Origin of the sequence: Alkalihalobacillus sp. MEB130 (genome assembly GCF_032335535.1) — a bacterium.
Classification (GTDB): Bacteria; Bacillota; Bacilli; order Bacillales; family Bacillaceae_D; genus Halalkalibacter.
Map to the genome: position 1 here is coordinate 103,960 of NZ_JAOANA010000006.1, position 22,621 is coordinate 126,580.

The following is a 22,621-nucleotide window of genomic DNA, read 5'->3' on the forward strand; positions in this document are numbered from 1 at the left end:
GATGGTTAAACAATAAAAAAAAGAGGTTGATATGATGAATGCTTCGAATAAAGAGGGAAAACCGAATATCATTTTTATCACGTGTGATCATTTAAGAGCGGACTTATTAGGGTGTGCAGGTCATCCAGTTATTCAAACTCCTCACATCGACAAATTAGCTGAAAATGGAGTACGCTTTACCCAAGCTTATTCACCGACACCTGTTTGTATCCCAGCTCGGGCATCCATAATGACAGGACTAGAAGGAGATCGTTTAGGTATAAAGGAATATCGTGCAGGTTTTGAGCTTCCTGTTCAAGAAACATTGCCACAACAGCTTCGTGACGCAGGGTATCAAACGAAAGTAGTTGGGAAAATGCACGTTTACCCAGAACGGAAACATTATGGGTTTGAAGAGATGCTTTTGTGTGAGGAAGGCAGATTGCTTGGTGATAACAAGCGATTAGACGATTACGAACTTTGGTTAGCGGAGCAAGGCTATTCGGGAAAAGCATTTGGGCACGGTTTATCTATGAATGAATATGCGGTTTCGCCTTGGCATTTACCAGATCACTTGCATCCAACAGAGTGGATAGGGGAACAATCGTGTAAGCAAATTAAACGACGTGATTGGACGAGACCATTATTTTTATGGACTTCATTTACCGCTCCACATCCGCCACTAACACCATTGATGAATGATCTTTATGTATATGAAGGGGAGGAAATACCTGAATCTGCGATGGGAGATTGGGTGGAGGAACACCCTATCTATCATCAATTGAGCTTAGCTTTTGGAAAAGGGAAGACCAAACATCAAAAGGAACTAGCAAAACGTGCTTTTTATGCATCTGTTACACATATTGACAGACAAATTAATCGTATCATTGGTACGTTATCGGAAGAAGGAATGTTAGATAATACATGGATTGTTTTTACAGCAGATCATGGTGACAACTTAGGTGATCATAATCTTTGGGCAAAGTCTACTTTCTTAAAAGGTTCTTGTAATATTCCGTTAATTATTACCCCTCCTTATCAGGGAGATGAGCGCTTAGGAACAAACTGGAAAGCAGAGAGTACCAATCAATCAATGGTTGGCTTACAAGATATCTTGCCAACACTTGTTGAGATTGGCGGTGGTGTGACCCCAGAAGGAATTGATGGAAGAAGCTTGCTTCCACTCGTTAAGGATACATCCCAGTCAGTTCGAGAAATGATGTTAGGGGAATTTGGAAGAGATAGCCATCGTACATTGATGGTAACAGACGGAGATTGGAAATATATCTGGTATGAGACAGACGGATATGAGTTACTTTTCAATATGAAAGAAGATCCTAATGAACGTAAGAATCTCGTCAAGAAAAAACCTGAAAAGAGAATAGAGTATCGCCAAAAATTAATTAGTATTTTGGCTTTGAGAGAGCAGGATCCCGCAGTTGAGGGGGAGGAATTGAAAGTTACTTTCCCTGGGAGTAAGGCAGAGAAGAATAAACGACCGAGAATTAATTCATTTATGGCGTATGAAAGTCCAGTGGGACATCATTAAACTTTAAAGCTAAAAAGGATAATACGAAAAGTGTATTATCCTTTTTAGCTTTAGTATAAAGAAATCTAGAGAGTAGAAGGTTTATTTAAATAGATTGTGTAATTAGTATATTTTACGTATCTTGATTTTAATTAAATTCAGGGGTGAGTGGATGAAAGAGAAAGCATGTTGCTCAGCTAAACGGAATCTAAATGGTAGCCTAATAATGGAAAAAATAGAGCCTAGTATAGTTACGAAATCTACCAAACGCAGGCATGATAAAAATCTTATCGAACTGCCTGGTGGAGAGTTCTTAATGGGAACAAATGATAAAGATGGATTTGAAGCAGATGGGGAAGGACCAGTTAGGAATGTATATGTAAGGCCATTTGCTATAGATCGCTTTACTGTTACAAACGAACAATTTAAAGAATTTATTGAAGAGACAGGATACAAAACGGATGCAAATCAGTTCGGCTGGTCATTTGTATTTCATTTATTTGTATCAGATGAAGCAAAGAGTCAAGTGCTTGGCTCCCCAGAGCAAACACCATGGTGGTTAGCGGTAAAGGGAGCTAGTTGGAACCATCCAGAAGGGCTAGATTCTACAATTGATGATAGAATGAACCATCCTGTTATCCATGTATCGTGGAATGATGCTGTTGCTTACTGCAAATGGTCAGGAAAAAGGCTGTTAACTGAAGCTGAGTGGGAGTATGCTGCTCGTGGTGGCCTCATTCAAAAAAGATATCCATGGGGGGATAAATTAACGCATAAGAAAAAGCATCTCTGTAATATTTGGCAAGGGGAATTCCCATTGAAAAATACAGGAAAAGATGGCTATGTGTCAACAGCACCAGTTGATGCATTTCAACCAAATGGATTTGGGCTGTACAATGTTGCAGGAAACGTCTGGGAGTGGTGCTCAGATTGGTTTCAAAGTGTTCATCCAAAACAAGAGAAACTACTAAATCCAAAGGGACCCAAGCATGGAACAGAAAAAATAATGAAAGGTGGCTCGTACCTCTGCCATCAATCGTACTGCAATCGTTATAGAGTAGCAGCTAGAACAAAAAACACACCTGATAGTTCTACAGGGAATATGGGATTTAGATGTGCTGTCGACTTGTAACGGATTAAATAGTTCTATCATGGACGACCTATTTGAATTATAAAAAAAATTGCTTTCAATCTTTTATTTACAGAATAATTAAAATTGTAATTTGAAGGAGTTTTAGTAGTGTGATAGAATTTATATATAATTTACAAATAGTAAACTATTTAGTGGGTGTAAAGTAAGTTTTATAACAATAAGACAAGAGGTGGAATTATGGAAGGGGCTATGTGGGGAATATATAGAGTCTCTAATTGGATAATGAAATTTGCTTATGTAAATTTTCTTTGGATGCTATTTACCATTGTAGGTTTATTTGTTTTTGGATTTTTCCCAGCAACTATAGCCATGTTCTCTATTATTCGAAAATGGATCATGAAAGAGGTTGATATTCCCATTTTTAAAACGTTTTGGGTAGCATATAAAACAAATTTCGTCAAAAGTAATGTTCTAGGACTTATTATCATTTTTATCGGAGTTGTTTTGTATGTAGATTTAAGAGTCATAGCCCAATTCAGAGATACATGGGTTTATATTTTTTATTATTTACTATTAATAGTAAGTTTATTGTATTCTCTAACACTTCTGTATGTTATTCCAGTCTATATTCATTACGAAATGAAACCCATTCAAGTATTAAAAGTCTCATTTTTATTCATGATTCTTAATCCTTTTTCCACAATCTCAATGTCTGCGGGGCTTTTAGCTATATTGTTTTTAATAGGTCAATTTCCTGGATTAACCCCATTTTTTAGTGGAAGTTTAATAAGTTTTGTAATTATGTTTTTTGCCTATTATGCATTCAGGAAAAATGATTTTAAGTTACAAAAGAATAATATATAAAATCTTTTAAAACTATAGGATTATTAAAAACATCAGTTATATGAGTTTGCCTCATAGAGCTGATGTTTTTATTGATAAAAACACGAGGAAAATACAATTTTTGATTAGTTAGGAGATATAGAAAATTTCTGAAAATTAGTTGAGAAAATAAAAAAAGCGTGTTAACATAATATTAACCGTTAACTAATTATTAATCATTTACTGTTAGTAAATGTTTTAGTGAAATTCTATGACGATAAAACATACCGATAACTGTTTGAAAGGATGTCAAAAAATGAACTTAGGAATCATTGCAAAACCAACGGAAGAAAGTTTTCAATGTGCCAGAGATAAAGGTCTTCATTTCTTGGAGTTTTGTATTAATGATGGTCATGATGTTGAAGGTTTTTATAACGATCGCTATCAGCTTAAAAAATGGGTCGAACAATATGACATACAGGTTGGATCTATTGGCAGGTGGAAATCTTTGCGTATTGACCAAAAAGGTCAAATAATTGAAAGCGAACTTGAGAAATGTTTCAAATTGATTGATGCAGCAAGTGATTTAAAATGTTCGAATTTTGTTTGTGGGGTTAATTATGTTCCAGAACTTTCTTATTACGAGAACTGTACGGCTGCGATTGGATTTTTATCGAGATTAGTTGAATATGCAAAATCAAAGAATGTTACTGTTTCTACTTATAATTGTCGCAAAGGAAACTTTGTTAACACACCGGAGACTTGGAAAGTAGTTCATGGACATGTAACAGAGTTAGGAATCAAATATGATCCTTCACATTGTCGTTATGACGGGGGAGATTATCTAAAAGAAACAATGGAATGGGGGGATCGCTTTCAACATGTTCACTTAAAAGGTTCTTTATTGGTAGATGGTAAAAGAGTAGATGATCCGCCAGCCGGGCTTGATCAAACAGATTGGAAGACTTTTTTATCTTTGTTACGTGTGAAAGGATATCATCAAGGACTTAGTATCGAACCTCACTCCCCGATTTGGACAGGAGAATTAGGGGAAAAAGGTGTGGATTATACCATTTCATATATGAAAAACTTATTAGTTTAGGAGGAAACTAGAATGTTTAGAAACCTTAGATATGGATTAATTGGAGCAGGGAGAAATGCAGAAAGAAAACACATTTCAGGATATCTTAAAGTCCCTAATGTGGAATTCGTCTCTATATGTGACGTGAATAAAGAAAAAGCTAAAAAGATAGGAAGCCAATACGGGATTGAAAATGTGTACGATGATTATGTTGAAATGATAAAAAAAGAAAATTTAGATATTGTCAGCATTTGTACTCCAAATTCGTTACATGCTGATATAGCCATTTTCGCATTGATGAATGGAGTACATGTTCATTGTGAAAAACCATTAGCGATCAATGCAAAGGAAGCGAAACGTATTTTGGATGCGAAAAATAAATCTGGGAAAAAAGTAATGGTTGGATTAAATAATAGATTTACAAATGAAGCGGTATTTTTAAAAGATTATATTGAAAAAGGCTTTTTAGGAGAGGTTTATCAGGCAAAAGCTGGTTGGATTAGAAGAAGCGGCATACCTGGAAGAGGAACGTGGTTTACGAATAAAGAACTTTCTGGTGGAGGAGTGCTAATTGATTTAGGTGTTCATTATTTAGATTTAGTCTTGTATCTAATGGGGATGCCTGATCCATCATATATTACGGGCTCTACCTTTACAAACTTCGATAAAACATTAACCCGAGATCGACCTGGCTATAGCAGAAGTGTAAACGGTATCTACAATGTTGAAGATAGTGCAGTAGGATTTTTAAATCTTATGGGTGGACGTACTGTGAGTTTTGAATTTAGTTGGGCGGCAAATATAGCAGAAGAAAAAACATTCGTAGAGTTAATCGGGACTAAAGGTGGAGCTAGTTTGATAAATGGGAATTTACAAATCTATTCTGAAATAAACGGTACCTGTGTAGATATAAGCCCGAAAATAGATAAGAGCACATTCTTTAAGAATGAATTTGAGCACTTTGTGAACTGCATTATTTTTAATGAGGAACCAATCGCTCCTCCAGAACACGGAGTCTATATGATGGAAATTGTTGATCATTTCTATGATTCAGCAAAGAAGCAAGAGCCTCTATGTATCAGCTCATGTAGCCAAGTTTTACACAATAGTTATTAATTTTGTAGTACAAAAGATAAGAGATAGAAAAGAAATAAAGTTTTGGTTTTTTTTATTTTTCGATAATTAAGAAAACGCTTGCAAAGAAAAGTCTCTCAATGTATACTAGGAATATAAGATTTACACAGTGTAAATAGATTAATATTTGTAAATGGTTTATTTATTGTAAAAGTAAAACAGGAGGGCTCATAATGGCAAAAATAATTGCTACTAGGGAAACGAAACATGTTGAAATAAACATGAAACAACCATTAAAGCTAAGATTAAGTAAGAAGAAACGGTTTGTGCCTCTTTTTCTATTAATGTTTCCGGGTTTGCTTTACTTATCAATTAATAACTATATCCCTATGTTTGGGCTCTTTATCGCTTTTAAAGATATTAATTTTGCTCAGGGAATTTGGGGAAGTGATTGGGTAGGGTTCCGGAATTTTGAGTATTTGTTTAGTACGAGAGATGCTTGGGTGATTACTAGAAATACGATCTTATATAATTCAGCCTTTATCGTTTTCACCATGGTGGCCGCATTAGCTTTAGCAATTCTATTAAATGAAGTTAAGAACAAACTACTAGCTAGATTTTATCAAAGTGTTGTGTTGCTCCCATACTTAATTTCGATGGTCATTATTAGTTACTTAGTTTTCGCTGTATTTAGTACGAGAACAGGACTTATGAATCAAACGATTCTTCCACTATTAGGTTTAGATCAAGTGTCGTGGTATACAGAAGCGATGCATTGGCCTTGGATTTTAACATCAGTCAAAGTGTGGAACGATGTCGGATTTTTTACTGTTATTCTTTTTGCTGCAGTGATTGGAATAAGCAATGAGTATTACGAGGCAGCGAAATTAGATGGGGCGACAAAATGGCAACAAATTCGCTACATCACCCTGCCGTCTATTGCACCGGTTATCGTCATGCTTGTACTTATCGGGATAGGAAAGATCTTCTATTCGGATTTCGGATTATTCTATGTCGTTCCGATGGATTCAGGTCCACTTTATAGTACGACTAACGTAATTGATACGTATGTATTTAGAGGGCTCATGCAGCTTGGGGATATTAGTATGTCAGCTGCAGCTGGATTCTACCAATCGATTGTCGGGTTTGTATTAGTTGTGATATCGAACTGGTTGGTTCGCAGAAAAAATAAAGAGAATGCTTTATTTTAGGGGGTGTGAATATGAAAGTACAAAATAAAAATAGGCAATGGACGTTAAACATCTTCATGATGTTTGTCGCATCGGTGTTCATCTTACCTTTTGTTTTATTAATCATTTCTTCCTTAACTGATGAGGTAGCGGTTGTTCAATATGGATATTCCTTCTTCCCAAAAGAATTTAGTTTAGATGCTTATTCATACTTATGGGATCAGAGAGGACAAATCCTACATGCTTATGGAATTACAATTCTCGTGACGGTTGTAGGAACGGTGTTAGGCTTAACGATGACTGCAATGTTAGCTTATCCATTGTCTCGAAAAGACATGCCTCTTCGAAACGTATTAGGATTTCTTGTTTTCTTTACGATTATTTTCAATGGAGGACTTGTCCCAACCTATTTAGTGTATACAAATTTACTAGATTTAAAGAATACGATATGGGCACAAATTATTCCTTACCTATTAATGAATGGATTTAATGTGTTACTCATGAGAACGTTCTTTACGACCACGATACCAGATTCGATCATAGAATCAGCTCGAATAGACGGAGCAGGGGAAATACGTATTTTTCGCTCATTAGTGTTACCGCTTTCTTTGCCCATTTTAGCGACGATTGGTTTATTGATGGCAACGATGTATTGGAATAATTGGTTTAATCAGATGTTATTTATCACAGACCCTGGTTTATATACTATTCAGAATCTCTTGAATAGAATTATGACAGATATACAATTCTTACAAAATAGCGACCTAGCAAGTGATGCGTCGGCAGCGGCAGACTTGCCAAGTACTACGGTAAGAATGGCCATCGCTGTAATAGGAATTCTTCCTATCCTGATCACGTATCCCTTTTTCACAAAGTACTTTAGAAAAGGGATTGCAGTGGGAGCGGTAAAAGGGTAACTCATTATTATATTTTTTAAGAACAAAAAAATGATGGTACCCATACTTTAAGTATGTTTGACCATAGGAAGATTACTACTAGGGTTTGGGGGGATGAACTAATTACTGACAGTAAGTTCATATTGTTGTGCACTATACGTTGGACATTTACATTATATTGGAGGGTCAATAATGAGAAGAAAACTTAGCATGTACATTATTTTTGTTGCATTATTTCTCTTTTTAGCAGCGTGTAGTAATAGCACTTCTACTACTGAGCAGCAAGAGGGTGGGGGAGATGTAAACGAGTCAAATGGAGAAATGACAGAACTTAATGTTGCTTTTTACATTACTGGTGAACCACCTAGAGACATGAAGTTGGTCGAGGAAAAAGTAAATGAACTTACGAAAGAGAAGATCAATGCTACCGTAAAGTTAATGCCAATTGCCCTTGGTGATTATACACAACAAATGAATTTAATTTTATCTGGAAATGAACAATTGGATTTAGCAGTAACGTCTGGTCGTATGGGCTTTACCGGAAGAGCGACAAGAGGTCAGTTGCTTGAATTGGATGATCTTCTTGAAGAGTTTGGACAGGATATAAAAAATGTAATGGATGAAGAGATTCTAAATGCTCCTCGTCTTAATGGCAAATTATTTGGTATCCCAACAAATCGAGATCTTGCAGGAAGTGTAGGGTTTAATATGCGTACGGATTTAGTGGAAAAGCATAATATTGATTTGGAAAGTGTCAAGACAATGGGTGATTTGGAAGAAGTATTAAGAACGATAAAGGAAAATGAGCCTGGGGTTGAACCTTTGCTTCCATTTAATGTAGCAGTTCCACATACGAACGTCGTTTCATGGTTTGATAATTTAGGAGATTTCTTTGGAGTTCTTCCAAATGATTCAGATAATTTAGAGGTAGTAAATTTATATGAGACAGACGAATATAAAGAATTCGTTAGTACAATGAGAAGATGGTATACGGAAGGACTTATCTTATCAGACATAACAACAACGACAGAATCACGTTCAGCTTTACTTACAGGAAATAAGAGTTTCGGTTGGTTTGGACCGCAAAAGCCGGGAGTAGAAGGGCAGGAGTCAAGAGGGGCTGGAGTTTCAATTTCTAGTGTAAGCCTTGGGGAACCGATTTCATATACGCATCATGCTACAGGTGTAATGTGGAGTATCCCTAGAAACTCTGGAGATCCGGAAAAAGCAATGCAATTTTTAAATCTCATGTATGTTGATGAGGAGCTAGTCAATCTACTAAACTGGGGGATTGAAGGGGAACACTATGTATTCAATAATGACAATTTAGTTACTTACCCAGAAGGTGTTGATGGATCTAATAATGGATACCGTATTGCTATGTCTTACCTTTGGGGAGATTCATTTTTAACCTATATTGCTGAAGGAGATGAACCTACTCTTTGGGAAGATACAAGAACCTTTAATGAAAATGCTACAAAGTCAAAAGCACTAGGATTTATCTTTGATCCAACTCCAGTTAGTTCAGAGCTTACTGCACTTGACAATGTGAAAAACGAATATGCAATTGCACTTGAAACGGGTGTAATGGATCCGGAAACACATCTACCAGAATTTATTCAGAGACTAAAGGACGCGGGTATTGACAAATATATTGAAGAGAAACAAAGACAATTAGACGAATGGGCTAAAAATAATTAATAATTTAGGGGCAACTATGAAGACCATTTCATGGTTGCCCTCAATAATCTTGATTTGGAAGTGTTTTGTTAGAATGATTTGAATTCATTATTGATGTATGAGTAAAATCTGCTTTCTAAGCTACTTAAAATTAAGGCTTTTAATAGTAAACTATTCAAACCTAATTAACCTATTTGTAAAAAGTGAGGGATGGCGATGGAAAAAGCACATAATATAAAACGTGGAATATCTTTATTTAGCTTTCAGGAAAAATATTATACTGGTGAAATGTCATTAGAAGACTGTATTGCAACGGTTTCGAAGCTTGGAGTTAGAGGAATTGAGATGTTGCCAGATCAGATGATTCCTGGATACCCAAGTATTAGTTATAACTTATCAGATGAGTTTGTTGTGAATTGGCATGAATGGATGGCTAAATATGATACTGAACCTATTAGTCTAGATGTATACGGAGAAACAAAGGTTTATAAAAATAGAATGACGACACATAAGGAAATCCTTGATCAACTAATAGACCTTATGAGAGTGGCGAAAAAACTTAATTTTAAGATTGTACGATTAACATTTCATTTGCCAATTGAAGTCATTGAAATGTGTATACCGTATGCCGAGGAACTAGATATAAAGATTGCAGTAGAAGCTCATGCACCACATATTTTAACAAGCGAATGGGTGAACAAGAATATAGAATTAGCTCAAAAGAAGGGGACGAAACATTTTGGAATTATGCCAGACTTAGGTACCTTTTCCAAAACAATACCCCGGGTAGTTATAAACGAATCTTTACGACATGGAGGTCAAGATCATATCACAGAATATATAGATAATGTCTATAAAAACCGTGAAATTCCTAGTGATTTAGTTGAAAAAGTAACAAAAATGGGTGCGAACTCTGTTGATATTTGGTTAGCTCAGCGGGTAGTTATCGGAGTGTGGACTTATCATGATCCTAAATATTTGTTAGAGTTTATGCCATATATTACGCACATTCACGGTAAGTTTTATGAAATGAATGATGATAATAAAGAACCAGATGTTGATTATGAGAATGTCATGCCTTATTTGATAGAAGGTGGATATTCAGGATATATTATGAGCGAATATGAGGGACAGCGCCTAACGCAAGATATCGATACTGGATATGACGAAGTAGAACAAGTACGACGTCATCAAGAAATGTTGAAAAGTTACCTTGAAAAAACACAGTCCGTTTAAATAAGGAGGGATCGTATGGCCGTTGGAAATGTTTTTGGTTATGACACCTATATGATTTGTGAAGATGGATTTAGCAATGTTATAGAAAATGGAGTAGTGATTGGATTTCAACTGAAGATAAGAATTGCTAATTACCGAGGGTATATCCTTTCACAAATTGAAGATATAAAAATCAAAGTGGATGGCGATGAAATACCTCGAAAAGATATACGTTTTTTTCTCGATGATCGGACTTATACATTAGATGAAATGGAGAATGTATATGACGATCGATGGGAAATAAAACAAATAGCTACCATTATTTGTTTAAAACAAGGTGGTTTAAGTGAGGGGCAACATGAAATTACAGCCGAACAACATATAAGAGCATCGTACATTCCTATGATTGCCGCTTCCCATTCTACGAAGACACTAACTCTCTGATAGAGATGATTAAGAAATAAACATTACTGCATTCATGGATGCAGTTAGTTAAATAAAAGTAACAAAACGGGCGCATCATTTAGGTGCTGCCCGTTTTACCGTGTCACATACTGAATTTAATTTCATTAAATTGTAATAACTTATAAAGGGGGTGTGACAATGGCTAAGCAAAGAAACCTTCCACTTTTCATTTTAATGATGAATATGTTTATTGCTTTTATTGGGGTGGGGTTAATTATTCCGGTATTACCTAAATTCATCTTAGAATTTGGTGCTAGTGGAAAAGATCTTGGTTACCTTGTTGCTGCAATGGGGCTAACTCAATTTTTATTTTCGCCCTTAGGTGGGAAATATGCCGATCAGTATGGACGAAAGCGGATGAATATTATAGGTTTAGCCATCTTGGCATTGTCACAATTCATATTTAGTTTCGGTCAGGAGCTTTGGATGCTTTATTTCTCCAGGCTTATAGGTGGGGTCGGCCTTGCCTTTTTAATTCCGGCAAACTTAGCCTATGTGGCAGATGCAACAACGGAAGAGGGAAGAAGCAAAGGAATGGGGTTATTAGGTGCTGCTATGTCGCTTGGCTTTGTTATTAGTCCAGGTATCGGTGGTCTTTTAGCTGAATTTGGCTTACGCGTTCCTTTTTACGTTTCTACCGTTATTGCCTTTATTGCAACCATCTTATCTCTTCTGTTCTTACCAGAAACATTAACGAAAGAGAAAATGAAAGAAGCTAGGATGGCGGGGAAGAAAAAAGAAGGTATTCTAAAACCGTTTAGTCGATCTCTTAGGGTACCTTATTTTTGGTTGCTTTTGCTTATACTCACACTAACATTTGGATTAGCTGCATTTCAAACTACGTTAGGTCTATATGTAGATAATAAACATGGCTATAGCCCTAAAGATATTGCTATTCTCTTAACCGTTGGAGCATTAGTCGGCGTAATCGTTCAAGCAATGATCTTTGATAAAATGGTTCGTTCTTTAGGGGAAACGCGGATGATGAAAATATGTTTTCCTTTAAGTGCCCTGTTTATTGTTCTAATGTTATTTTCAGGGGATTTTATTTACCTTCTGTTTATGATTATTCTATTTTCTATTAGTACTTCCTTACTCCGACCAGGACTCAACACACTTTTATCAAAAAAAGCAGGTGACGAACAAGGCTATGTGGCTGGAATGAACAATTCCTATGGAAGTATAGGAAATATAATAGGACCTGCATTAGCAGGAATGTTATTCGATATTCAAATTAATTTGCCGTTTTTCCTTATAGGAATCATTCTATTAGGGAGTTTATTTGTAACGATGATCGGTGCTAATAAAGAAATGGCTCATTTTGAAGCAAAAAAGGTTAAACAAAATAAGCCTTTGTAAAATTCTGTAACTTTTTTGCTAGAGTGGGAGCAAATTCATTAACACTTAGAAAAAAATGTGATATAGTATATGTAAATGGTTAACTTGTTGTAAATTATCTTTGAAATAACTAATTAAGAGCGGTGGTGTGAAGCACAAATGAGTACAACTTGGCATAAAGAAATGAGAAATAAAAATAGAGAAGAAATAATTAAAGCGGCACAGAAACTACTGTTAGAAAAAGATTTTTCTGAAGTGAAAATGAAAGACATTTGTGAAATTGCTGGTGTAAGCAGAGTTACGTTTTATAAATACTTTAGTACATTAGATGATATCGCATTTGAAGTACAGATGAAGGTTATCGATGAAATGGTCGAGTACATTAATAAGCAAACAGTAGAGAGAGGGACTGGTCTAGAGAAACTTGAAAGTCTACTGCAAATTTGGTTGAAGTTTACATTTGAAAATCCAAACCATATTAAGTATATTGGATTTTTTGATCATTATTATAATAATAATTTTCCTAATGAGGATCTTGCTGAGCGTTACCGTGAATTTGTCATGGAAGGTAGACGAGGTCGTAATATCTTAATGGATATGTATTTAAAAGAAGGGATGGAGGATGGTTCTATACGTCCAGATATTGATCCCGATAAAGTTGGCTTTACTATATTTGAAACAACGATTAGTTTGCTTCAACGATTAGTCACAAGAGGTGAAGTGTTAAAAAAGGAACACGATCTAGACTTTAGTGAAATCATGAATACAGTCTTTGCTATGGTCCTGCAATATGTGAAAAAGGAAAAATAAGCTAGTTACACTTTAGGAGCGTCTCAGTTGATGCTCTTTTGTTTTTGTGAAATATGGTAAAAACATTAGGAAATACAACCTGATATAAAATCTACATAATAAACCTAGTTAGTGTTGCCATTCAGGAAACTCTAACTAGGTTTTTTGCGCTGTGCTTAACAATATGTAATTTGTTTAATTAAAATAAAACATTTACAATAAAATAATGGTTTACAATTAGTAAACCAATGTGGTATATTATTGTTGTAATCAAATTTAGAATATTCTCAAAAGCAATTAAATCTAACAGTAATTCATAAATTTACTACTAGGAGGAATTTGATATGGAAAACAAATTACGTATTGGAATTATCGGTTGTGGAGGAATTGCGAATCAAAAACATTTACCATCACTTGCGCAATTATCAGATTTATCTGACGTCGTTGGCTTTTGTGATGTAATAGTAGAAAGGGCAATTGAAGCAAAAGAAAAATATGGATCAGACGATTCAAAAGTTTACAGTGATTATCATGAATTATTAAAAGATGAATCAATTGATGTTGTCTACGTACTAACACCAAACAACTCGCATTGCCCTATTACAGTTGCTGCGTTTGAAGCTGGTAAACATGTGCTATGTGAAAAGCCAATGGCTGCAACGAGTGAAGATGCGAAACAAATGTTAGATGCTTGGAAAAAATCAGGTAAGAAATTTACAATTGGATACCAAAACAGATTAAGACGTGAAGTGCAAACATTGCGTAAAGCATGTGATGAGGATGCATTAGGTGAGATTTATTTTGCAAAAGCACATGCGGTTCGTCGTAAAGCTGTTCCAACTTGGGGCGTATTTCAAGATAAAGAAGCTCAAGGTGGTGGACCTTTAATTGATATTGGTACTCACGCTTTAGACTTAACATTATGGATGATGGGGAATTATAAGCCAGTTTCGGTTACAGGATCAATATTTCACAAAATGGCTGATCAAGTGGAAGGAAATCTTTTTGGACCATGGGATCCAAGTACATTTGAAGTAGAGGATTCAGCATTTGGTTTTATTAAAATGGAAAATGGAGCAACGATTTTCTTAGAATCTTCATGGGTATTAAACACAACAGACGCAAAAGAAGCAGCAACGACATTATGTGGAACGAAAGCTGGTGCAGAAATTATTCATGGAATGGGCAAACCTGGCCGTTTGGTTATTAATAAATCCGAACATGGGGAGTTAGTAACACAAGAGCCAACTGTAATTGGAGGAGTTGACTTCTTTGATGCTTCGGCAGCTGGCGTCGGCGTTCAAGAATCAAAGCAATGGTTAGAGGCGATTATCAATGATACAGAACCATTAGTAAAGCCTGAAGAAGCATTTGTTGTTACTCAAATTCTTGAAGCTATTTATAAAGCGGCTGAAACGGGTGAAACAATTAAATTAAATACTGACGAAGCTGTTACGTTGTCTTAATAATGTATGTATCCCCTAAATTAAATTCTTTTTTAATTAGGGGATTATCTATAACGTGATTCTAAATAGAAAGGAAGATGTATATGTTACTAGGTTTTAATACAGCCATTCTTGATGAGTGTACCTTTGAAGAGGTGATAGACTTCGCATCAGAGAATCATTTTAAATGTGTAGAATTGTGTGCTTGGCCAAAAGGAAAAGCGGTAAGAAAGTATGCTGGAGTTACCCATCTTGATGTGGATAACTACGATGTGAATTATGTGAAAGAATACATAGCAAGAAAAGGGATTGAAATTTCTTCACTTGCTTATTATCCGAATGCGTTAGATCCTGATCAAGAAAAAAGCAGTGTGTACATTGAACACTTATACAAACTTATTAGAGCAGCAAAAGAATTAGATGTACCTTTAGTCAACACATTTATTGGTCGTGATCAGTCGAAAACCGTTGAAGAAAACTTAGAGTTAATGAAAACAACTTGGATACCGATTGTCAACTATGCAGAAGAGTTGGGTGTGAAAATTGGGATTGAAAATTGCCCAATGCTATTTACATCAGACGAATGGCCAGGGGGTCAAAATTTAATGACTTCGCCTGCTATTTTTAGACGTGTATTTGATATAATTCCGAATGAGAATTTTGGTTTGAATTTTGATCCTTCTCATTTTGTATGGCAGCAAATGGATTATATTAAACCGCTATATGAGTTCAAAGACCGTATTTTCCACATTCATTTTAAAGATATTAAAGTTTATGAAGACCGACTAAATGATGTAGGAATTATGGCAACACCACTTGAATACATTGCCCCTAAATTACCAGGGTTAGGCGATGTAAATTGGGCTAAATATGTATCGGCATTAACAGATATTAATTATAAAAGCTATGCTGTTATTGAAGTAGAGGACAAGGCTTTTGAAGATACAATAGAAATGAAAAAAGAATCTATCAAAATTAGTAAGAATTATCTAAGCCAGTTTTTCGCTTAACGATAACATCTTTTGTTTTAAAAAAGAAAGCGTTTTAAAAGGAGGAGAAAAAATGGCGTTTAAAATGAAGTTAGATTTCGTAGATGTTGTTTGTAATGATAGTCTTAAAAACACGTACGTGAATGGAAAAAGATTGGGGTATGAATTTCAAATTCGTTTAAGTAATTATCGAGGGCATTATTTATCGTGTATTCAAGAGTTAGCGGTTAAAGTTGACGGAAAAGAAGTACATGCAGATGATCTTAGCTTGTGTCTGAATGAAAAAGAATTTACATTACAACAAATACCGAGTCTCATATCAGAATTTTGGAATGTCATTGAACCAGCTACTATTAAGGTTTATGCGCCCGGAGGATTGTCTGAAGGGGAACATACAATTGATGTCACCCTTTTAGTACGTATCCCATATATGCCTGTTCCCGGAAGTAATAAGGAACATGATTATGCAGTGCTGGATTCATGCGGTACGAAAACATTACAAATTGTGGAAGGGGTACAGGTTAATGGCTAACATAAAGTTAGGTGTTTCGCTTTTTAGTTTTTCCACCGATTATGTCAAAGGAATCTTGACATTAGAAGATTGTATTCGAACAGCTGCTGAACTCGGTGCAGAAGGATTTGAATTAGTAGGCTCACAAATGTTACCAACATATCCTTTTGTTAGTGATAAAGTTCTAGATGAATTTACTCGGATGACAAATGCATATGGAATTAAATTTGTTTCTTATGGGGCAAATACAGACCGTGGGATGCGATCCGATCGGAATTTGACTGAAGACGAGATGTTGCAATCTACCATTATTGATTTAAAAACTGCTAATAAACTAGGGTGTGAGGTGATGCGCGTGCAGTATCTTTTATCGCCTGCAGCGCTTGAAAAATTAGCCCCTTATGCCGAGAATTACGGTGTGAAAATCGGAGTTGAAATTCATAACCCTCAAACGCCGACATCGCCATTTATGCAAGAATATATGGAAGTGTTTGAGAAAACAGGTTCTAAGTTTATCGGATTTACACCTGATTTTGGTTGTTTTGCGACACGTCCAAATAAAGTATATTGGGATCAAGCGATTGAGAATGGAGCACCAGTTGAATTGCTAGAAATGGCTGCGCAACTACGCTATGACGAGGTTCCAAGAGATGAAGCAAGACAACGATTATTGGATGCAGGAGCAGATGGTGCTGTCATGGGTGCTTTTCAAGGAATGTATGGGTTCGTCACCTTCTATCGCGAACCTGATTTTGAAGGTTTAAAGAAAATTATGCCTTATGTTGTACACTTTCATGGGAAATTCCATTATATGCATGAGAGTCTTGAGGAAGCGAGTATCCCATATGATGAAATATTGCCTATTATTCAAAACTCTAATTTTAATGGCTATATCATGTCTGAATACGAAGCATCCAAAAATGCCATTGAAATGACAAAGCGTCATTTACAAATGGAGAGAAAATTGTTAGTTAAATAAAAATTGGAGAGGTTGTCTTATAATCAAATTGTAGTCCTTCTCGTATTATAGTAAAGAGTATGTCTTCCTTTAAAAAGGAAGAAGAGGATCCTATAAGACAACCTTTAAGAAGTAACAGTGATAGGATGTTACGAATCGATCAAGATTGTGCAAAAAAACAAATTAATACATTTTTCGAAAATAATTAGAGACAAAATAATAACGCTTTCTTATAATTAGATTTAATTGTGAAAGCGGTTACTGATTATTGGTAGGGGGTATAAATTTGAGCACAAATGCTATAAATCAAAACAAAATGGAAGTAGAAGTAGTAAAAAATGAAGAAGTAAAATTGTCAACGGGAACAAAAATCTCATATGGGCTTGGAGATTTAGCAAGTCAATTTGTCTGGACGTTCATAGGTTCTTACTTACTCCTTTTTTATACAGATGTTGTTGGTTTAGCGCCTGCAGTTGTAGCTGTGCTTATGCTAGTTTCACGTATTTGGGATGGTATTAATGATCCAATGTTAGGCATACTAGCGGATCGAACAAAATCAAAGCATGGACGATTTAGGCCTTATATATTATATGGGACCCCATTTTTGGCGATATTTAGTGTGCTTGTATTCACGGCACCTAGCTTTGGAGGCAATACGATTGCTCAAATTGCATGGGCAACGTTTACTTACATTATGTTAGGAATGCTGTATACAGTTGTAAATTTACCTTATGGATCATTAGGTGCTGTTATGACGAAAGATCCAGAAGAAAGACAAGCCGTTAGCTCGTATAGGATGGTAGGAAAGCAGTTAGGAGGAGTAACGTTATCTTTCATTTCTATGCCAATCATTTTATTTTTTAGTCAAAGCGACCAGCCTACTGCTTATGGATTTACTATGACAGCTCTCATATTTGCTAGTTTAGCAGTCCCTTTATTTTATTTAGTATTTTTTAAGTGTAAAGAAGTTGTAACCCCCATCAACCCAAATAAAGTTCCTGTAAAACAATCATTAAAAATGATTGTTTCTAGCAAACCTTTAATGTGTATTTTCTTCATCATGTTATTAACGATGACAGCTTTTTTTGGAAGAATGGGTACGGTTATTTACTATTATATGTATGTAGTACAGAGGATGGAGTTGGTTGCTATTTTCATGCCATTACCATTTATAGCCACAGCTATCGGAATTATTCTTTTTTCAAGATTTGCAACAAAAGTTGGGAAGAAGAACATGCTATACATATCCTATAGTTCTGCATTAGCTTCATTAGTTTTTTTATACTTTGTTGACTTTAGTAATATTCCTTTATTATTAGTAGGTACTTTTTGGTATGGTCTTTCACTCTTTGGATTTCCCATTCTAATTGCTATGGTTCCGGACGCTATAGATCACATGGAACATAAAAAGGGGATACGGGTTGATGGTGCGGCAAATGCAGCTATAAGTTTATCAACAAAATTTGGTAGTGCAATTAGTGGGTCTGGAGCGCTTGTATTATTAGCGGTTTTTGGGTACGTAGCAAATACAGAACAAACAGCAGAAGCGATAAATGGCATAAATATGGTTGTTAATCTAATGCCTGCATTGCTATTTGGACTTGCAATGATCATTGTTAAGTTTTATGGGTTGACTGAACAAAGAGCTACAGAAGTAAGGTTAAGTCTAGCTAAAAAACGAATACAGTCTGGAAATATAGTTTCTTAATCTACCATTAGAATAATAGTATTAACGAAAATATATTCTGATTAATCTAATTAATGTTATTGGTTATACATTGAATTTTATCGCTCTCGTATTAAATAAGCTGGGAGGTATGATTATGAATAAAGTTATTGGTATCGACTTAGGTGGTACAACAATAAAATTTGCCATTCTGACTGAGGAAGGGGAGATTCAAGAAAAGTGGAGCATCAAGACAGATATTCAAAATGCAGGGAAGAACATCGTTCCAAGCATGATTGAGACGATTAACGAGCATCTAGATATATATAAAATTTCAGCAAATGAGGTTTTAGGTATTGGGATGGGTTCTCCTGGATCCGTTAATCCGAGAAAAGGTACGGTTATTGGAGCTTACAATTTAAATTGGAGTTCATTACAACCAGTAAAAGAGCAGATGGAAGCTGGAACAAAGATTCCCTTTTTCATAGATAATGATGCAAATGTAGCCGCATTAGGAGAGCGCTGGAAAGGTGCAGGTGCAAATGGCTCAAACGTTACATTTATTACGCTTGGAACAGGTGTTGGCGGCGGCATTATTGCAGAGGGAAATTTAGTTCATGGAATAGAGGGTTGTGGAGGAGAAATCGGCCATATGCATGTTGAACCTAATGGGTATCAATGTACATGTGGAAATTACGGTTGTTTAGAGACTGTTGCGAGTGCAACAGGTGTTGTCAGATTAGCTCGAGATTTATCGGAAGATTATCAGAATGAATCAGAATTAAAAATGTTAATTGAAAATGGACAGGAAATAACTGCAAAAACAGTGTTTGACCAAGCAAAACGAGGAGATAAATTGGCTGCCATCATAGTTGACACATTATATTACTATTTAGGGTTGGCTTGCAGCAATATAGCTAATTTATTAAATCCAGAATTCATTGTGATTGGCGGCGGTGTGTCTGCAGCCGGTGATATGCTGTTAGAAGGAGTAGTAGAGTATTTTCAGCAGTTTGCTTTCCCGCAAGTAAGAACTAGTACAAAAATCAAGCTAGCACAGTTAGGAAATGATGCAGGAGTTATAGGAGCAGGATCTCTAGTTATTCAAAATAAGGTGGTAAGGTATTAACGTCTTTTTTTGCGGAGGGCAGTGTTATGAAAAAAACAATTCATGAATTAAAGATTGATCGAACGGAAAATTATATCCTTCCTTTTCTATGGATGAGAGGGGAAGAGGAACAAGTTATTAGAGAAGAAATGGCAAAAATTTACGAATGTGGAATTAGAGCGGTTTGTGTAGAAGCAAGACCACATCCTGACTTTGCAGGGCCTGGGTGGTGGCATGACCTAGATATTGTCATGGAAGAGGCAAAGGAGAGAGGAATGCGTGTGTGGGTGTTGGATGATGCCCATTTTCCTACAGGTTATGCGAATGGGTTAATTGAGAAAAAATACCCGAAGCGAAAGAAAACCTATATTCATTACAATATTGTCGATGTATTAGGTGCCCAAAATGAAGTGACGATAAATATTGCTCCAATGTTAAAGCCCCGTACCTCCTGGTTAGATTTAGATAAACAGATAGACAAAGAAGAGCAAAAAAACAACAAATTAATTAGTGTTGTCGCAGCGAAACTGGTAAGAGATGGAGTTGTTCTGGAGGAAGTAATTGACTTAACGGACAGAGTAGCGGGTTCCTTTTTAACATGTACATTACCAGAAGGTGGTTGGAGAATTTTTGTCGTTTACGAAACGAAAACAGATGGCGGAAATCCAAAATATATTAATATGATTGATGAAGAATCGGTTAGCACACAGTTAGAAGCGGTATATTTACCGCATTATGAACGTTACAGTGAGGATTTTGGGGAAACGTTTGCTGGTTTTTTCTCTGATGAGCCAGCATTTGGCAATGTGAAAGGGTTTGATTTTGATGAGACAATTGGGCAAAAAGATATGCCCCTCCCTTGGAGTGAAGAAGCAAAGAAGTGGTTAGAGAGTGCTTTAGGGGAGAAGTGGAAGGCTCAATTACCTTTTTTGTGGACCAGCACGGAAGAAATGAATCTTTGTGTTCATACAAGATATACGTATATGGATATTATCACCCGTTTATATGAAAAGAACTTTAGTAGTCAATTAGGTAGATGGTGTGAAAAGCATAATGTCGAATACATTGGACATGTGATTGAAGACAATGATCAACATAGTCGACTAGGGAGTGGGGCCGGTCATTTCTTTAGGGCATTGGCAGGCCAACATATGTCTGGGATTGACGTTATTGGCGGACAGGTTATCTTTGGTGGAGCGGGATTAGAGAGAGTTGGAATTTCAAAAGGAGACGGAGAATTCTACCATTATTCACTGGGGAAACTAGGGTCTTCTTATGGTCATCTCGATCCTAAGAAAAAAGGAAGAACAATGTGTGAATTATTTGGTGCATACGGTTGGAAACTTGGGGTTAGAGATATGAAATATATTTTGGACCACTTAGTTGTACGTGGGATAAATCACCTCGTACCTCATGCCTTTTCTATGCGAGAATATCCAGATTTTGATTGTCCACCACATTTTTATGCAAGAGGACATAATCCCCAATTTAAACATTTTGCCTATCTTATGCAGTATGCGAACCGCTTGTGTCATATTTTTAACGGTGGTACTCATGTAGCTCCAGTAGCTGTGTTATATCACGGAGAGAGTGAATGGACTGGGGACTATATGAAAATGCAAAAACCAGCGAGAGTGTTAACTGAAAATCAGATTGATTTTGATTTTGTGCCAATTGATATGTTAAGTAACCTAGGTTCGTATAATGGGAAAGTAGAGAATGACCGGTTATTCATTAATGGAGAAGAATTTAAATGCTTAGTTTTTCCATATAGTCAATTTATAACGAAAGAGTTGGCGGAATTTATAATAGAAAATAAAAGTTTGGACTTTATCTTTGTTAATCAAAGGCCTGAAGCGATCTCTAATGAAGTTGAAGCAACTGTTTCTAAAAAACTTTTAGAAGCAATGAACGAATGCAAAGTAGTACCATTAGACGATCTAGCAAATGAACTAAAAGCCAATGGAATGTATGATATTCAGTTAAAGAAACCATTTAAAGATTTAACATACTATCATTATGTAAAAGAAACGAATATTTATATGTTTCAAAATGAATCAGCATTTGAGACTTTTAGTGGGGAAATAGAATTACCTATTAGTGGCTCTGTAGTTGTTTATCATGGTCTAGAAAATAAGTTTGAAAAGATATCGGTAAAAACAGAGAACGGAAAGAGCAGTATCTATTTAGAGTTACGACCCTATGAATCTTGTATCGTGATTGAAAATGGAGAAGATCTAGATAATCTTGAACTGTATATTCCTCTTTCTGAAAAGGTAGCTTCATCAAAGTATAGCAAAGATTTATCTACAAACTGGGAGTATTCCTTAGTCAAGAGTAATGAATATCCAAACTTTGATGAAGGGAAGATCATGGAGGAATTGGTGCCTGTTTCAAAAGAAATGCCGACTTTTGCAGGGATCATTAGGTACGAAAAAACCTTTGAGCTAGACAAAATATCCAAACAAGGGCTAGTAACCTTTGAATATATTTATGAAGCTGTTGAGTTATGGATTAACGGTGAATATGTAGGTATGAAAGTTTGTCCTCCGTATGTATTTGAGGTTGAACGCTATTTAAGGAAAGGTACAAATACGATTCGTGTTGAAGTGGCCACAACGTTAGATCGAGACCGACTAAATCACCCGGAGCCGCCGTTTATGATTTCACATGATCCAATTGAGCCAACGGGAATGTATGGAAAGATCACTTTATTGATGTAACTAATAAATATTTACTGTTTCTTTGAAGGTGTGCTACTTTGGGGCACACCTTTTCATTAGTTGAATTATAG

The 22,621-nt window shown here is 35.8% G+C and carries 19 protein-coding genes; all 19 read left to right on the forward strand.

The window, feature by feature from the left end:
- Window positions 1–31 precede the first annotated feature (31 nt).
- The 19 genes from N0O92_RS08145 (at window position 32) to N0O92_RS08235 (ending at window position 22,550) form a co-directional block, all read left to right on the forward strand.
- Window positions 32–1,528: a sulfatase-like hydrolase/transferase gene (locus N0O92_RS08145; protein ID WP_315614177.1), complete on the forward strand. Its 1,497-nt coding sequence runs from the start codon at window positions 32–34 to the stop codon at window positions 1,526–1,528.
- 151 nt (window positions 1,529–1,679) lie between these two features.
- Window positions 1,680–2,639 carry a formylglycine-generating enzyme family protein gene (locus N0O92_RS08150; RefSeq protein ID WP_396334481.1) on the forward strand — a complete coding sequence of 320 codons (960 nt, stop codon included), beginning with the start codon at window positions 1,680–1,682 and terminating at the stop codon, window positions 2,637–2,639.
- 198 nt (window positions 2,640–2,837) lie between these two features.
- Entirely contained in the window at window positions 2,838–3,464 is a 627-nt protein-coding gene (locus N0O92_RS08155) for a YesL family protein (protein ID WP_315614178.1), read from the forward strand.
- Between the two features lie 274 nt (window positions 3,465–3,738).
- Complete coding sequence (locus N0O92_RS08160; protein WP_315614179.1) at window positions 3,739–4,524, forward strand: sugar phosphate isomerase/epimerase family protein; 786 nt, start codon at window positions 3,739–3,741, stop codon at window positions 4,522–4,524.
- Between the two features lie 12 nt (window positions 4,525–4,536).
- Window positions 4,537–5,619, forward strand: coding sequence for a Gfo/Idh/MocA family protein (locus N0O92_RS08165; protein WP_315614180.1), 1,083 nt, complete (start codon window positions 4,537–4,539; stop codon window positions 5,617–5,619).
- Between the two features lie 239 nt (window positions 5,620–5,858).
- Window positions 5,859–6,788: an ABC transporter permease gene (locus N0O92_RS08170; protein ID WP_315614271.1), complete on the forward strand. Its 930-nt coding sequence runs from the start codon at window positions 5,859–5,861 to the stop codon at window positions 6,786–6,788.
- Between the two features lie 11 nt (window positions 6,789–6,799).
- Complete coding sequence (locus N0O92_RS08175) at window positions 6,800–7,684, forward strand: carbohydrate ABC transporter permease (protein ID WP_315614181.1); 885 nt, start codon at window positions 6,800–6,802, stop codon at window positions 7,682–7,684.
- Between the two features lie 171 nt (window positions 7,685–7,855).
- The gene (locus N0O92_RS08180; RefSeq protein ID WP_315614182.1) at window positions 7,856–9,364 is read left to right on the forward strand and encodes an ABC transporter substrate-binding protein; all 1,509 of its coding nucleotides are present in this window, start codon (window positions 7,856–7,858) and stop codon (window positions 9,362–9,364) included.
- Window positions 9,365–9,559: 195 nt separating this feature from the next.
- On the forward strand, window positions 9,560–10,579 hold the full coding sequence (locus tag N0O92_RS08185; RefSeq protein ID WP_315614183.1) for a sugar phosphate isomerase/epimerase family protein: 1,020 nt from the start codon (window positions 9,560–9,562) through the stop codon (window positions 10,577–10,579).
- A gap of 15 nt (window positions 10,580–10,594) precedes the next feature.
- A complete protein-coding gene (locus N0O92_RS08190) occupies window positions 10,595–11,002 on the forward strand; it encodes a C-glycoside deglycosidase beta subunit domain-containing protein (protein WP_315614184.1) in 408 nt (135 codons plus the stop codon).
- A gap of 159 nt (window positions 11,003–11,161) precedes the next feature.
- Window positions 11,162–12,382, forward strand: coding sequence for an MFS transporter (locus tag N0O92_RS08195; RefSeq protein ID WP_315614185.1), 1,221 nt, complete (start codon window positions 11,162–11,164; stop codon window positions 12,380–12,382).
- A gap of 138 nt (window positions 12,383–12,520) precedes the next feature.
- Window positions 12,521–13,171 (forward strand): TetR/AcrR family transcriptional regulator, encoded by a 651-nt coding sequence (locus N0O92_RS08200; protein WP_315614186.1) that lies wholly within the window; start codon window positions 12,521–12,523, stop codon window positions 13,169–13,171.
- A gap of 323 nt (window positions 13,172–13,494) precedes the next feature.
- Complete coding sequence (locus N0O92_RS08205) at window positions 13,495–14,616, forward strand: Gfo/Idh/MocA family protein (RefSeq protein WP_315614187.1); 1,122 nt, start codon at window positions 13,495–13,497, stop codon at window positions 14,614–14,616.
- A gap of 83 nt (window positions 14,617–14,699) precedes the next feature.
- Window positions 14,700–15,605, forward strand: a complete 906-nt coding sequence (locus N0O92_RS08210) for a sugar phosphate isomerase/epimerase family protein (RefSeq protein ID WP_315614188.1) — start codon at window positions 14,700–14,702, stop codon at window positions 15,603–15,605.
- 52 nt (window positions 15,606–15,657) lie between these two features.
- Window positions 15,658–16,116: a C-glycoside deglycosidase beta subunit domain-containing protein gene (locus tag N0O92_RS08215; RefSeq protein ID WP_315614189.1), complete on the forward strand. Its 459-nt coding sequence runs from the start codon at window positions 15,658–15,660 to the stop codon at window positions 16,114–16,116.
- Window positions 16,109–17,074, forward strand: coding sequence for a sugar phosphate isomerase/epimerase family protein (locus N0O92_RS08220; RefSeq protein ID WP_315614190.1), 966 nt, complete (start codon window positions 16,109–16,111; stop codon window positions 17,072–17,074). Before N0O92_RS08215 ends, N0O92_RS08220 begins: the two co-directional genes overlap by 8 nt.
- 265 nt (window positions 17,075–17,339) lie before the next feature.
- Window positions 17,340–18,761, forward strand: a complete 1,422-nt coding sequence (locus N0O92_RS08225) for an MFS transporter (RefSeq protein WP_315614191.1) — start codon at window positions 17,340–17,342, stop codon at window positions 18,759–18,761.
- Between the two features lie 115 nt (window positions 18,762–18,876).
- Complete coding sequence (locus N0O92_RS08230) at window positions 18,877–19,848, forward strand: ROK family glucokinase (RefSeq protein WP_315614192.1); 972 nt, start codon at window positions 18,877–18,879, stop codon at window positions 19,846–19,848.
- A gap of 26 nt (window positions 19,849–19,874) precedes the next feature.
- Window positions 19,875–22,550, forward strand: coding sequence for a sugar-binding domain-containing protein (locus tag N0O92_RS08235; RefSeq protein ID WP_315614193.1), 2,676 nt, complete (start codon window positions 19,875–19,877; stop codon window positions 22,548–22,550).
- Window positions 22,551–22,621: the final 71 nt, after the last annotated feature.